Here is a 15,355-nt window from a genome sequence, read left to right as displayed (position 1 = left end):
ATGAAGATCGAAGGAAATGCAAAGTTGTTGAGAATATTCATCGGTGAAACAGATAAGATTAATCATATCCCCGTCTATGAAAAAATAGTTAATGAGGCGCGTATTCAAAACTTAGCCGGAGCTACAGTTTATAAAGGAATTATGGGATTTGGAGGAAACAGCAGAGTGATTCACTCAGCAAAAATATTACGGCTCTCCGAAGATTTGCCTCTTGTAATTGAAATTGTGGATACTGAATCAAAGATTCAAAATTTTATTCCTACAATAGATCAAATATTTGAAGAAGCAAAGTGTGGCGGATTAATCACCACCGAGCGAGCTGAAATTATTAAATATTCATTCAATGAAGAGAAGCAGTAAATGAGGAGTTTATTTTTCACATTATTCACGTTTCTCTTTCTTGTAAATTTAACACATGCTCAAAATAAATTAAATTTTCGTCAGTTCGGTGAGGAAAGTAAAAAATTCGTCTCTGTTCCAGGAAAGTGGAATGGAGAGGACTTGCTAAAATTAAGTTTAATTGGAGCCGGTTCAATATTAATTATGCAGATGGATGAACCTGTTAGAATTCAATTACAAAAGAATAATGAACATGCGTACAGTTTACCAATTGAACTAGGAAGAATGTATGGCGATCCGGTGAGTCCCTTAGTGTTAGCATCAGCATTTGGATTATATGGAGCCATTCAAAATAATTACACGTCAAAAAAAATTAGCTTTGAGGTTATTCAATCGAGTATTTATTCAACAACACTTACAATATTGTTAAAGATGGCGCTGGGAAGAGCCCGCCCTTATACAAATATAGGCGCAAGTTCATTTTTTAACGGTAAATATTCTGATGATTCATTTTTATCATTTCCTTCAGGACACACAACCATAGCATTTTCGATCTCAACCGTACTTTCAAGAAATACAAATAATAGTTTATTAAAAGGATTGGCATTTATTCCGGCTATTGCTACCGGATTCAGCAGAATGTATCAAGATAAACATTGGGCAAGCGATGTTTTTTTAGGCGCTGTTATTGGTTATTTTACCGCGGCGTGGGTTGTTGATCAGCATGAGACAAATGACCTAATTAACCAGCCGAATGAATTAATTAGTTTTGTTATTCCCCTTTAAAAAAGAAAACCACAGAAAAGAAAAATATCAATACGCAGAATACTTTACATTTTCTGTGGTTAATAGTTTTATACGTTTTTCAATTCATGAACAAGTTTATTAACTGCTTCTTTAGCATCGCCAAAATACATTAAAGCATTTGGATAGAAGAATAATTCATTATCAATTCCGGCATATCCCGCATTCATAGAACGTTTATTAATTATTACTGTTTTGGAATAATCAACATTTAGAATCGGCATTCCGTAAATAGGACTGTTCTTATCGTGTCGAGCGGCCGGATTAACAACATCATTAGCGCCAATAATTAACGCAATATCATTATTGTTGAAATCGTCATTAATATCTTCCATCGATAACATTTTATCATATGAGATTTGAGCCTCGGCTAAAAGAACATTCATGTGTCCGGGCATTCTACCGGCAACGGGGTGAATTGCAAACCGAACTTGCTTACCTTTTGCTTCAAGATTGTTTACTAAATCTCTAACTGCATGCTGTGCTTGAGCCACAGCCATTCCATATCCTGGAACAATAATTATGTTTTGGGCAGCGTCAAAGAGCATTGCAAGTTCTTCAGAATCTATTGACTTAACATTCCCTTTTGGTGATTCGGTAGAAGCCGCCGGACCGGAAGCACCGGCATTTTCCCATCCTCCCATCACTACATTCATTAAGGATCGATTCATTCCACGGCACATAATTAAGGTAAGAATTATTCCTGAAGCGCCAACTAAAGCTCCGGCTATAATTAATTCATTGTTCTTTAATACAAATCCAGTCATTGAAGCAGCCAAACCGGAATAGGAATTTAATAATGATATTGCCACCGGCATATCGGCACCACCAATAGGAAGCACAAGTAGTACTCCTAAAAGTAACGAAATACCAGCAATAGTAAGAATCATCCATTCCAACTCGGGGGAAATAACAAACCAAACTCCAAGTGTAAAAGTTAGAATTAAAAGTAATAGATTTAGAGGATGTTGAAGTGGATATCTTACGACTTTTCCTGTTACAATCCCTTGCAATTTTCCGAACGCTATTAATGATCCTGTTAAAGTTACAGCACCTATTATAACGCTCAAAAACAAGGTTGTATTACTTTCTACATTAAAGCTCCAATTTGTAAAATTTTTCATTTTGTAATACTCGGAAATGGCGACTAAGAGAGATGCGCCTCCGCCAAATCCATTAAGTAATCCTACCATTTGGGGCATACCTGTCATTGGTGTTTTGAGAGCCATTAAAACTCCAATCACGCCGCCGATCAATATTCCAATTATTATCCATTCATATGTAAGCACGTGTTGATCGAATAGTGTTACAACTATTGCAATGAACATACCAATTGCCGCAAGCATGTTTCCCTGTCGGGCAGTTTTAGGAGAAGCGAGACGCTTGATTCCAAATACAAAAAGTATTGATGAGACGAGATAACTAATTTCAATTATTATATGCATAATTCACTCACTTCTTCTTAAACATTTTGAGCATTCTATCGGTTACTAAAAATCCGCCAACTACATTGATCGTGGCAAATATTACAGCAACCAATCCTAATATTGTGCTAATTGTAAATTCGTGCAATCCAGCACTTATGATTGCCCCGACAATTGTAATTCCAGAAATCGCATTCGAGCCCGACATCAAAGGGGTATGAAGAGTAGGGGGTACTTTTGTGATAAGTTCGAACCCGACAAATATTGCCAGTACAAAAACATACACCAGCATTATTATTCCAATTCCATCCATTTATTTTATTCCTTATTATATTCTAAATTATTTTAATAGCTCTGCAACTCTACTGTTTACAACTGCTCCATCATAGGCAATCATTCCACCTTTAATAATTTCATCTTCCATATTTATAACAAACTTTCCTTCCTTTGTTGTCATATGATCAAGCAGAGCGAGTATATTTTTTGCATACATATCGCTGGCATGATAAGGCACTAGACTAGGTAAATTAGGTTCGCCAATTATTGTTGTGCCATATTTTTTAACTGTCTTACCATTCTCACTTATTTCGCAATTACCGCCAAACTCCACAGCCATATCTAGAACCACAGAGCCAGGTTTCATATTTTTCACCATTTCTTCAGTAATCAATACCGGAGCTTTTCTTCCCGGAATAAGAGCTGTTGTTATAACAATATCAGCTTCAGTCACATGTTTAAATATTAATTCTTTTTGTTTTTTTAAGAATTCTTCCGACTGTTCTTTGGCGTAACCGCCAGCGTCCTGCATTGATGCATCGGTGGGTACTTCAATAAATTTTCCACCCAAACTTTGAACCTCTTCTTTAACTTGGGGACGTACATCAGATACCTCCACAACAGCGCCAAGTCTTTTTGCTGTGCCTAATGCTTGTAGACCGGCAACTCCAGCTCCCATTATAACTACTCTTGCCGGAGAAATTGTACCGGCGGCAGTCATCAATAATGGGAAAATTTTACCCAAATGATTTGCCGCTAATATCACACTTTTATATCCTGCGATATTTGCCTGCGAACTCAGAGCATCCATTTTTTGAGCTAAAGTTGTTCTTGGGATCATCTCCATCGAAATGACATTTACGCCAAGTTCAGCAGATTTTTTAACAAGTTCGGGATAATGCAGAACATACATAAATGCCACTAAAAGCGAACCCTTTTTCAATAATTCTAATTCGTGTTTACCCAATAATTCGTTTTTGATTGGTCGCTGTACTTTGCAGATAATTTCGGCAGAATTAAAAACTTCGAGTGCATCGCCGGCAATTTTTGCTCCCGCATCCAAATATTTTGAATCGGGAAAACCAGCGTTATCACCTGCTCCCTTTTCAACTATAACTTCATACCCCTTTTTCTTCAATTTTGAAACAACATCCGGAACCAATGCAACTCGGTTTTCCCCTGGAAGTATTTCTTTTGGAACTCCAATTAACACAATGAGTCTCCTATATTTAGTTTATTCTGATTGAAAAATTAAGAATAAGTTGGGCATATCCAAAGCAAATTCTCTTAAACGTTTACTATTTTGGAGCCGACTCGGCAAAAAAGTCTTTTTTATCATTTTTTTCTTTGAATTTGCTGGTGTTTTTGACTTAAAGCTTCCAAAATTTACTGTAACACGAAATATTAGATTAGCCCAGTTTTGGTTTATTTATCTTTTGGAAACTGATTTAATAAAACCAAATTACCACTCATTTCAATAATATTTAGCAATACTAGAATGAATTTCTTTGAATAAAAAATATTGCAATAATAAACCAGACCTAAATGATTAACGGATTAATCTTGATCTTTATTTATTAGGCAGATTGTACTCTCCAGTTTGTCCAATTTGTATTCCGATTGTCTAGAGGCATCAATTAATTTTTCTAAACATTTTATTGAATTCTCTATTTTCAGTTTTTTAGCTTCGAGAAAGTCAATACTTTCAGATTCATCATGCTGAATTATATCAAGGACGTTCAGAGTTAATATCCAGTCGAGCAATTCCTCAAATTGTTCTTTACTATAGTACACAACATTCTCATATTCGTTTACTCCGAGAAATGTTCTTACACCACTATCGTTTATAAGATTTAGTAACACGCACTCCTTGAGGCTATCATCAATTAATTTTGAAGCAGAAATTTTTAGTGGTGTGAAAACTTTTACTAACTCAGAATCATGCTCCAGTAATAATTTCAGAAGTATTAACTCTTTTTCGACATCATTAGTGCCTCTTCCTAACCTTTCAAGAATTTTTCTTACAGGAGTATCAAGGAGTAAAACATCAAAATAATTTTCCTTATTTATTTTCCCTTTTTCCTCAAATATTTCTTTGGTAGAAGAAAGTATAAACCACAATAAAAAGATTATTGAATTATCGTGATAATTTGTTTGGCGGGAAATAATGATAGAATGCCTTATAATTTTTGCGAGTATTCCCGATTTCAAATCATACTCATGTTCGACTAGTCTATTTATTTTTCGAACCGCCACAATCTTTTCTTCAAACTTTTCGCCCAGTTCTTCACCTTTAATTGATATTTCAAAATGATCTGCAACAGCGCTCAAGAAATTAAGATAAGTCTCTTCAATATATTGTATGCTTTCTTTCTCGGCTTCATCTTCATCGAGCACACACTTTTTAATAAATCCGGTTAAAGATTTGTCATCAAATAATTTTAAAAATGCAGAATGGATTTCTTCTAATTGCGCTTCGTAAAAAGCTCTTACGATATTTGGTGAGCCGTTGCCGCTTAGTTTATTATATAATTTTTCCCATTCACCGGTAGTATCTTGAACCTCACGCCAATCTAGAAATACAGCTGATTTAAAGGCTCCTAACTCGATATAGAAACCATCATTAATAATTTCACCGCTTCTTCTTATATATTCCAAATTAGTCAAATAATTACGGTAGATACTGTATGAGTTTGGGTCTCCCGATAAATTGAGCGCTTGACTTATTGTAATATTTCTTAAATGTTTAGATGAACCTTCACCAACCAATTTTGAGGAGGATATGTAAATTTTACCATGAGCATCTTCATATTTATTATTATAAAATACCAGCGCTCGCTCGCCATAGTGACTGTTTGTATAAGCAAAAACATTTTCGTTAATGTTGCCATAATTATTTATAAAATCGAAAAGCCAGAAATTTGTAACCTGGCTGAATAAATATCTTTTCTTCATTAGTGGAAATATTTCATTGATATGCCTATCAACCAGCCACTGATTTGGTGTTTCATTATAATAAGCCCGTTGGTATTCCATACCATATTTCTCGGTATATCCCTCTATTTGTCCATGAGCAAACATTGGCAATCCCGGCAGTGTAATCATCACCAAACAAACTCCAATATATTTGTCATCGGCTCCAAACTGTTTTATAGCAGTCTCCTCATCGGGGTTGCTCATAAAATTCACGTATCGTTTTAATATTTCCGGTTCAAACTCAAGAGTATTGGAGATAGCATCTCGGTATTTTTCATTCTCCTCTTTCATCATCATATGCATAAAAGCGGAATTATAAACACGGTGCATTCCAAGGGATCTTACAAAATATCCCTCCATTAACCAGAAAGCTTCAGCTAATAAAAGTGTTTGAGGCATCTCAGTATTAATTCTATCAACAACTTCGCGCCAAAATTCTATTGGGAAATGATGATCGAATTCTTCCTTAGTCATTGAATAATCTGCTCTCGAAGGAATATCGCCGCCTCTTCCCGGTTCAGGGAACCACAACCGAGAGAAATGTCTCTTTGCCAAAGTCATTGCCGCATCAAAACGGATAATTGAAAATCTACGCGCCACATCAAATATTTTTTGAATTACTGCCTCCCTTACCTCTTTGATCAGCATATTTAATTGTGCGGTATCGTTCCATGGCATATTTGTACCATCGTTACCATGATAGATATATCGAGTGTCACCCGTCCGATTATCAATTCTTCTGAATACAACCGCGGCATCATTTTTACTCCAATATCCATCTTCTATTTTAATTTGAACTGTCGAGTCTTCAGATAAATCGGGACCATTAAAACTATAATTAGGGAATGGTGGATAATGTGATTGAATAAAATAATTTGGATTTTCGATAACCCATTTAGAGTAGATACCCGTATGATTAGGAACCATATCGCTAGCGAGGCGAATACCAAATTTTCTAGCACGCTCGTTCAAATTTTGATATGCCAATTCACCGCCGAGATCGTGGGCAATTTCGTAATCGTATAATGAGTAAGCTGAAGAGACAGCGTCAATATTACCCATAACATGTTTAATTTTTTTTGACGCGCTGCTTCTCTCCCATATTCCGATCAACCACAAACCATTAAAATTCCAGTTTGCAAGCTGGGCTAATTCTTCATCGGGAATTTGATCAAGAGTTTTTATAGAGCGGCTATATTTCTTTGATAATTGATCGAGCCAGACATAAGTATTCTTTGCTATTATAACTACTCTTGGCATCCAGTCGGTATCTGGTGTAAAATTCTCCGGTTCATGATAATCTTTCCAAGAATCTAGGGCATACTTATAACCGGATTTACCCAATGAAAGAAAATCAGAATCATCCATTTTTGACTGATATTTTGGTGCAACAGTTGGGGCTCCTCCGCCACCTCCGGAAGTATCAAAACGGAAATCTTCTTTTATTAAATCTTTGAATGTTAGAAGCCTCTTTAGAAATTTATCCTCGAGCAATATCCCCCATTTTTCTTTTATAAATTCCAATTGAGCTTCAATATTCTCCGGGTTATTTAATATTGGGGTTTTTAGCAGGGTAAATATGTCCTGCTTGTCCGGTCCAAATTTTTCTTCGTTAAGAAAAAAATTGTCGAGATTAGCAATAAACTTTGCGTAAAGTGTTTTATCAGCCAAATAATTTTCATCAAACAATTCTTTAAGCTTTTTGTTGGCTGGATTAAAATTAGCGAAGTAGAGAAGAATAATTTCTTCTATAGTTATTTCAATATTAGAGCGCTCTTCGCTAAATGAATTAAGATAATCAAAAGTGCTAACTTTTCCCTTGTAAACATCAACTGGCGGAAACAAAGAAATAAAATCATAAAGTAGTTTTCTCGTTTCATCTTCACCCAAATTTTGATTCAGGTAATTATAAGCTTTTTTGAAAACTCCCTTGTTAATTTCTAATTCATACAATCTAAAAATGAAATGGTAAATTTCATCTAATAATCCAGCGGCATTTACTTGCCCGGCATATACATGATTTTCCGGCTCTCTTCTTTCATTTACCTTTTGCACAAATAAACGGACTGAACGAAAATCCGTTAGTATTACATTGCCATTCAGTGAAAACAATTCCTCACCAAATCCATATTTGTCACGGATTTTTTTAGCGATGTGAAATTCAAACTTGGAAGAATTAAGATTGGCGAAATCAGTATTCGAACTCAGCAGCCGGGAACTGATATTAATATTTATTTTCATTTTTGAACTGGATTAGTTTTGGATTACAATATAAAGAAATATGAGGAATGGTTAAATTATTTATTTTGAAGCGAGGATTGGCAAGTAAATCTCATTTATAAAAATATTCACTCGAAGAATGTTAAATTGACTACACATTTAGAGCACAAACAAAGCAAAACCAATTTTTATAAGTCAATTAACACTGACCGGGTTTTCGATTCAACCATTAATTGCTATAAACCACCATTTAAGCTATATTTTTGACCCAAATTTAAAAGCTAAGTTATGTCAGCCACTCCATTAATGGTGCAATACGCAAAAGTGAAAGCAGAATATCCCGACACAATATTACTTTTTCGTGTTGGTGATTTTTTTGAGACTTTTGAGGAAGATGCTAAAACCGCATCAAAAGTGCTTGGCATAACTTTAACAAAAAGAGCAAATGGAGCCGCCGGAGCAGTTCCACTTGCGGGATTTCCACATCACGCACTCGATACCTACCTGCCAAAATTGGTTCGCGCAGGTTTAAGGGTTGCTGTTTGCGAACAGATGGAAAATCCAAAGTTTGTAAAAGGAATCGTAAAACGAGATGTTGTTGAGGTAGTAACTCCAGGTGTTGCGTTCTCCGATAAATTATTGGATCATAAAAAAAATAATTATCTGCTCGCGTTTTATAGTAATAACGATAGTGCAGGAATTTCATTTTGTGATATCTCAACCGGCGAATTTTCAGCATTCCAAGTCCCAATTAGCGAATTAATTCAGCAGATATCCGCCGTTAATCCCGCGGAAATTTTAATCCCAAAAAAGTTTAAAAATGAATTTGAACCACTACTTCAGAGAAATCTACCTCATTCAAGAATAACAAAAGTTGATGACTGGATATTCAATCTTGATTATTCATCTGATATTCTCATGAGTCATTTCGAAACGAAAACATTAAAAGGTTTTGGGATTGAAAATCTTGATGACGCAATAATTTCGGCAGGGGCTGTTTTACACTATCTGCGCGAGACTCAAAAAAACAATTTATCTCACTTGAATAAAATTTCAAGATATAATCCTTCTGATTATATGTTTCTCGATTACTCCACCAAGCGAAATCTCGAAATAGTCTTTACTATGCAGGATGGTGAACGGGAAGGTTCATTAATTTCAATACTCGATAAAACTGAAACTCCGATGGGTGGGCGCCTACTAAAAAAATGGATTACTGCCCCTCTGAGAAAACTTGAACAAATTCAAAAGAGACAAGAATCGGTAGAAGCTTTTTTCACCAATAAACAGCTTAGAATTAATATTCAAAATGAGTTGAGAGAAATTGGGGATCTTGAAAGATTAACATCAAAAATATGTACCGGGAGAGTTAACCCAAGAGAACTCATTCACTTAAAATCTTCTTTAAAGAAAATCCCCCTCATTAAACAATTACTCGATCAGACAAGCGCGGAAACTATAACTCAAATAAATAACCAATTAAATAACCTTTCTGAAGTTGTCTCGAAAATTGAGGAAGCAATTGCTGATAATCCTCCCTTATCCTTAAATGATGGAGGAATAATAAGACAAGGTTATAACAGTGAACTAGATGAACTGCGCGATTTATCACTAAACGCAAAAGAATGGATATCAAATTTTCAAAAACTGGAAAGAGAAAGATCAAAAATTTCATCTCTCAAAGTAAGTTATAACAAAGTATTTGGTTATTACATAGAAATTAGCAACGCTAATAAAGATAAAGTTCCGGACGACTACATTCGTAAACAAACATTGGTTAATGGTGAACGTTACATCACTCCCGAATTAAAAGAGTATGAAGATAAAATTTTAAATGCCGAAGAAAAGATTTCTACAATTGAGTTTAAATTATTTGATGAGGTTAGACAATTCACTTCAACCTATGCCGAGAAGATACAAGAGAACGCACGTTTAATTTCAATGCTGGATTGCTTTCAAAGTTTTGCCGAATGCGCCGATGCGAATAATTATATCCGCCCAATTTTGAACAATTCCGATTCAATAGAAATTAATGAGGGGCGCCATCCGGTTGTTGAAAATATTCTTCCTCCCGGTGAAAAATTTACTCCGAATAACTGTCACCTCTCATCATTAGATAATCAAATAATAATATTAACCGGACCAAATATGGCGGGTAAGTCTGTATTTCTCCGGCAGATTGGGTTAATAGTTTTGATGGCCCAAATAGGCTCGTATGTGCCCGCATCATCGGCAAAGATTGGGCTTGTTGATAGGATTTTTACGAGAGTGGGAGCAAGCGATAACATTTCCGCGGGTGAATCTACATTTCTTGTAGAAATGCAGGAAGCGGCAAATATTTTAAATAACGCATCAAGTAAAAGTTTAATATTACTTGATGAGATTGGACGAGGAACCAGTACCTTTGATGGCATCTCGATTGCGTGGGCTATAACCGAATATCTACATGAAAATCCAAATCTCACCGCAAAGACTTTATTCGCTACTCATTATCATGAATTAAATGAGATGGCCTCCCTTTTTCCGCGAATCAAAAATTTTAAAGTCGAAGTTAGAGAGTATGGTGATAAAGTAATCTTTCTTCATAAAGTAACTGAAGGGGGCGCTGATCATAGTTATGGAATCCAAGTAGCACAGATGGCGGGACTGCCAGGGTTTGTTACTTCCCGAGCAAAAGAAATATTGGCAAATCTTGAAAGTAAAGAACTAACTCCTCATGAAATAAAGAAGGCCAAACTAGCTAAACTCAAAAATGATGAAATCCAGATTAGTCTTTTTGAAGTAAAAGATGATAAGCTTCGCCAGGAAATTTCCGATATTTCGATAGATAATATCACACCAATGGAAGCTTTACATAAATTAAGCGAACTAAAGAAGAAGATAGATGAAAGTAAATCTTAACAATTTGATGAAGGAGTTTGAGAACCGAAAAAGTTTTTGGATCGGTTCCATAGTTGGAGTTATCATTATTGTAATAATAGCAGTATTAATTTATAGTGCTGCTAATAACAAATACTCAGCCGAACAACTTGAATACATAAAAAAAGTAGAAGAATCGCGTGCATCAAAGAATGATTGGATGAAAAATGACCCGGCTTCCCCATTCAACGCTAAAGGGAAAGTCGAATTTCATAATCTTCAATATTTTCCCGTTGAACCGGAATGGGTATTTGAAAGCAATTTAAATGAGTTTGAACAAAAGGATGAAATATTTATTTATGGTACAAAAGGTGAAATTAGAAAAACTATAAGGTATGGTTATATTACATTCAGTAAAAATGAAATTGTTTATAAATTAAATGTTTATCAAAGCCAAACACCAAGTGGTAAAAAATATTATTCAATTTGGTTTACTGATAAAACAACAAACAATGAAAGTTACGGAGTTGGAAGATATATCGACTTTGAGATAAATGAGGATCCAAATCATATTTATACCATAGATTTTAATTTGGCATATAATCCATATTGTGCGTACAGTCCAGATTATTCATGCGCAATGCCTACAAAAGAAGATTATCTTCCTCTGGAAATTAAAGCGGGCGAAAAAAAATTTCATGATTAAAAAAGGAGTATAAATTGGTAGTTATTCTTGAAAGTAATGCTACAGATATTCAAATAGATAATGTAGTTAAACATTTAGAAGATTTCGGATTTCAAGTGCATCGATCATCTGGTGTTGAAAGAACAATATTGGGCGCTATTGGAGTTCAGCCCGATTTTGATACGCGCAAAATTAAAATACTTGACGCGGTTGCCGACGTATATCGTGTTACAACTCCATATAAATTGGCGAGCAGAAGTTTTCATGCCGGTGATTCCATAATAAAAATTAAAGATGTAGAAATAGGTGGTGAAAATATTGCTTTAATGGCGGGACCCTGCTCAGTTGAAAGTGAAGAGCAAATTTTTAGATTAGCCGAGGTAGTGGCAAAATCGGGTGCCAAAATTTTACGAGGCGGAGCTTTCAAACCACGCACTTCCCCCTACTCATTCCAGGGGATGGGTGAAGAAGGTTTAAAAATAATGAGACAAGCCGCTGACCAATTTGGACTTCTTGTAATTACAGAAGTAATGCAGATTGAACAAATTGATTTGATTTACAAATATGCCGATATATATCAAGTTGGTGCTCGTAACATGCAAAACTTCGCGTTGATTAAAGAGCTGGGTAGAAATGATAAACCAATTATGCTCAAAAGAGGAATTGCCGCAACTATTGAAGAATGGTTGATGTCTGCCGAATATATTATGGCGAACGGCAATAAAGGTGTAATTTTCTGCGAAAGAGGTATTCGTACATTTGAAACCTACACCCGCAATACTTTTGATATCTCGGCAATTCCGGTAATTCATAAAAAAAGTCATTTGCCAATTATAGCCGATCCTTCCCACGCAACCGGATATCGGGATCAGGTTCCACCAATGGCTCGTGCTGCTGTTGCCGCTGGCGCAGATGGTATAATGATTGAGATTCATCATGACCCGGATAAAGCATTTTCTGATGGCCCGCAAGCGCTAATCCCCGATGTTTACTTAAAACTAGTTGAAGAATTAAGAGTTATAGCAAAGGCAATCGGCAGAACAATTTGATGAGTATTAAAAAGATTTCGATAATTGGATTAGGTTTGTTAGGCGGGTCAATCGCAAAAGCTCTGAAAAATTCGAATGCGGATTTTCATATCTCCGCATTCGATAAACCGCAAACTTTAGAACATGCTATTAGAGAAAAAGTAATTGACCATGAATTAAAAATTATTGATGACGCGCTTGATGCTGATGTTATCTTTATATGTCTGCCTGTTAATTACTCGATAGAAATATTTGAAAAACTCGCCGACAAATTAAAGCCCAATCAAATATTGACTGATGTTTGCAGTGTAAAAAATCCTTTATACGATATTTGGAATAAGAAACAGCGAACGGGATTTTACATTGGCGGGCATCCAATGACGGGGAAAGAAAAAGGAGGTTATGAAAATTCTGATCCTCTTCTATTTGAAAATTGCGTTTACATACTTACCGATAACGCAAAACAACTTCCTGTTATTGATAGTTTTACTCAATTAATCCATTTACTCGGTGCAAAAATTACATACCTCAATCCAAAAGTACACGATATTATTGTTGCCTCGGTGAGTCATTTACCTCAGATTGTTTCAGTGTCATTGATCAATTCGGCAAGTTTAAAAGATAGTGATCTTAATTTTTTTGATTACGCCGCCGGTGGTTTTAGAGATATGACCAGAATTGCGGCAAGTGATTTTAGAATTTGGGAACCTATCATAAGGAATAACGGAGCTAATATTGTTCAAGCGATAGATAATTTCATTTTGGATTTAGAGAAGATGAAGAGGGCAATCGCTAAAGAGGAATATGAGAAGATTGCCGATAAATTTGAGATTGCCAGAGTAAAAAGAGATGAAATTCCAAAATCGAACAAAGGTTTTATAAATCAAATTTTTGATTTATTTGTATTCGTTAAAGATCAGCCCGGCGTGCTGAGCAAAATTACAACAGCCCTCTTTGAAGGCAATATCAATATAAAAGATATTGAGCTTTTAAAGATTAGAGTAGGTACCGGGGGGACTTTTAGACTCGCGTTCGAATCTGAAAGTGATGTTGAACTGGCGAGGGAAATTATTATTAAAGCGGGTTTTTCAATTTACAATTAGAACTTAATTCAAATTATAATTCTATACGTCACATCGACTTACAAAAAGTGACTTATTAAAAATTCATTTTGCTGCGCTCCCATATTTTATATTAATAAACTTGCTAACTCCCTCAGCGCATTTTTCTCCGTCAATGGCCGCAGAGACAATTCCACCGGCATAACCGGCACCCTCTCCGCATGGGAATAATCCGCCGCATTCAACATGCATATAAGTTTCTTTATCTCGGGGGATTTTTATTGGTGAGCTTGTTCTAGTTTCTGCCGCTAAAATTTGCGCTTCTTCAGTAAAATATCCTTTCATTTTTTTATCAAATTGAACCAATGCTTTTTGTAAGCCATTTACAATATTATTAGGCATAATTTCGTGTAACGGTGAACTTATTGTTCCCGGTATATATGATGAATTAGGAAGAGTGCTCGATAATTTATTATTTACAAAATCTGTGATTCTCTGAGCTGGCGCGCGCTGAGTTCTTCCGCCGGCAACCCATGCCATATTTTCAATTTCTTTTTGATATTCCAATCCGGCAAAAACTCCAAATTCATTTTTATGTTTCCAATCCTTTTCATCAATCGAAACAACAAATCCAGAATTCGCAAATGGTGAATCACGTCGCGAAACACTCATTCCATTTAGTACTAATTCTTCTTGAGAAGTTGATGCCGGGATAATAATTCCCCCCGGACACATGCAGAATGAGTAAACTCCATGATCATCAACTTGACAAGCTAAATTGTAACTCGAAGCGGGTAAATTTGGATTTCTATTTTTCGAATGATACTGAATTTCATCAATTAAAGATTGAGGATGCTCAATACGTACGCCCATCGCAAAAGGTTTTGATTCGAGCTTTATATTTTTTTGATGAAGGAGATAATAAATATCTCGGGCAGAATGACCGGTTGCTAAAATTACAGCTTTGCCAAGTACCTCAACTTCATCGTTATAGATTACTCCTCTGGTCTCATAATTCTCCACAATCAAATCAGTTACTTTAGCTCCAAAAATAATTTCCCCGCCATATTTTAAAATAGTTTCTCGAATGTTTGCGACTATTTTAGGCAATTTATTTGAACCGATATGAGGATGGGCATCAATTAAAATTTCTTGATGAGCGCCCTGCTGCACGAGTAAATTTAATATTCTATTTACATCTCCTCTTTTTGTTGAGCGGGTATAAAGTTTTCCATCGCTATAAGTACCGGCTCCCCCTTCACCAAAACAATAATTTGAATTTGGGTCAACAGTTCCAACTTGCTGTATCGCTTTTAAATCTCTTCGCCTTGTTTGTACATCCTTACCCCGTTCTAAAATTATTGGTTTGATGCCAAGTTCGATCAATCTTAATGCGGCAAATAATCCGCCGGGTCCCGAGCCAATTATTACTACTCGTTTATTTTCATCAACTTTTTGAAAATCAATTTGCTGAAAGTCTTCTTGCGGAGATTCATTTATATATGCGAATGTTTGAAGTCTGAATACTGGATTTTTACTTCTTGCGTCAACCGATCTTTTTAATATTCTCAGTGCGGTTATATCCGCTTTGTCAATTTTTAATCTTGAAGATACGATTGATCTCTGATATTCGGAATCATTAACAAATTCTGGTGGAACAGCTATTTCAATTTCAAATTTCAT

General features: G+C 35.6%; 11 protein-coding genes. 6 read left to right on the top strand and 5 right to left on the bottom strand.

The features are described 5' to 3' along the window. The gene (locus KF816_06920; GenBank protein MBX3007744.1) at positions 1-360 is read left to right on the top strand and encodes a DUF190 domain-containing protein; all 360 of its coding nucleotides are present in this window, start codon (positions 1-3) and stop codon (positions 358-360) included. Continuing rightward, entirely contained in the window at positions 361-1,125 is a 765-nt protein-coding gene (locus KF816_06915) for a phosphatase PAP2 family protein (protein MBX3007743.1), read from the top strand. Between the two features lie 68 nt (positions 1,126-1,193). On the opposite strand, the gene KF816_06910 is transcribed toward KF816_06915, so the two are convergent. From KF816_06910 to KF816_06895, 4 genes are all read right to left on the bottom strand, one after another. Beyond that, complete coding sequence (locus tag KF816_06910; GenBank protein ID MBX3007742.1) at positions 1,194-2,588, bottom strand: NAD(P)(+) transhydrogenase (Re/Si-specific) subunit beta; 1,395 nt, start codon at positions 2,586-2,588, stop codon at positions 1,194-1,196. 7 nt (positions 2,589-2,595) lie between these two features. Next, the gene (locus KF816_06905; protein MBX3007741.1) at positions 2,596-2,880 is read right to left on the bottom strand and encodes an NAD(P) transhydrogenase subunit alpha; all 285 of its coding nucleotides are present in this window, start codon (positions 2,878-2,880) and stop codon (positions 2,596-2,598) included. Positions 2,881-2,907: 27 nt separating this feature from the next. After that, positions 2,908-4,056 (bottom strand): Re/Si-specific NAD(P)(+) transhydrogenase subunit alpha, encoded by a 1,149-nt coding sequence (locus KF816_06900; GenBank protein ID MBX3007740.1) that lies wholly within the window; start codon positions 4,054-4,056, stop codon positions 2,908-2,910. A 344-nt stretch (positions 4,057-4,400) separates the two neighbouring features. Then, positions 4,401-8,060 carry a hypothetical protein gene (locus tag KF816_06895; GenBank protein MBX3007739.1) on the bottom strand — a complete coding sequence of 1,220 codons (3,660 nt, stop codon included), beginning with the start codon at positions 8,058-8,060 and terminating at the stop codon, positions 4,401-4,403. A gap of 267 nt (positions 8,061-8,327) precedes the next feature. Here KF816_06895 and mutS point away from each other — a divergent pair, with 267 nt between their 5' ends. Genes mutS through KF816_06875 form a run of 4 tightly spaced genes read left to right on the top strand, consistent with a single transcriptional unit; the run spans position 8,328 to position 13,714 of the window. Continuing rightward, on the top strand, positions 8,328-10,940 hold the full coding sequence (mutS, locus tag KF816_06890; GenBank protein ID MBX3007738.1) for a DNA mismatch repair protein MutS: 2,613 nt from the start codon (positions 8,328-8,330) through the stop codon (positions 10,938-10,940). Beyond that, positions 10,924-11,604: a DUF1684 domain-containing protein gene (locus tag KF816_06885; GenBank protein ID MBX3007737.1), complete on the top strand. Its 681-nt coding sequence runs from the start codon at positions 10,924-10,926 to the stop codon at positions 11,602-11,604. The genes mutS and KF816_06885 overlap by 17 nt, the downstream gene beginning before the upstream one ends. 14 nt (positions 11,605-11,618) lie before the next feature. Continuing rightward, positions 11,619-12,632 (top strand): 3-deoxy-7-phosphoheptulonate synthase, encoded by a 1,014-nt coding sequence (gene aroF, locus KF816_06880; protein ID MBX3007736.1) that lies wholly within the window; start codon positions 11,619-11,621, stop codon positions 12,630-12,632. Beyond that, positions 12,632-13,714, top strand: a complete 1,083-nt coding sequence (locus tag KF816_06875; GenBank protein MBX3007735.1) for a prephenate dehydrogenase/arogenate dehydrogenase family protein — start codon at positions 12,632-12,634, stop codon at positions 13,712-13,714. Before aroF ends, KF816_06875 begins: the two co-directional genes overlap by 1 nt. A 63-nt stretch (positions 13,715-13,777) precedes the next feature. On the opposite strand, the gene KF816_06870 is transcribed toward KF816_06875, so the two are convergent. Then, a complete protein-coding gene (locus KF816_06870) occupies positions 13,778-15,355 on the bottom strand; it encodes an FAD-dependent oxidoreductase (protein ID MBX3007734.1) in 1,578 nt (525 codons plus the stop codon).

The sequence above is a fragment of the Melioribacteraceae bacterium genome, assembly GCA_019638015.1.
In the GTDB taxonomy this organism is placed as follows: domain Bacteria; phylum Bacteroidota; class Ignavibacteria; order Ignavibacteriales; family Melioribacteraceae; genus JAHBUP01.
The sequence above is the reverse complement of the archived record's forward strand: the minus strand, read 5'-3'. Positions and strand labels throughout refer to the sequence as shown.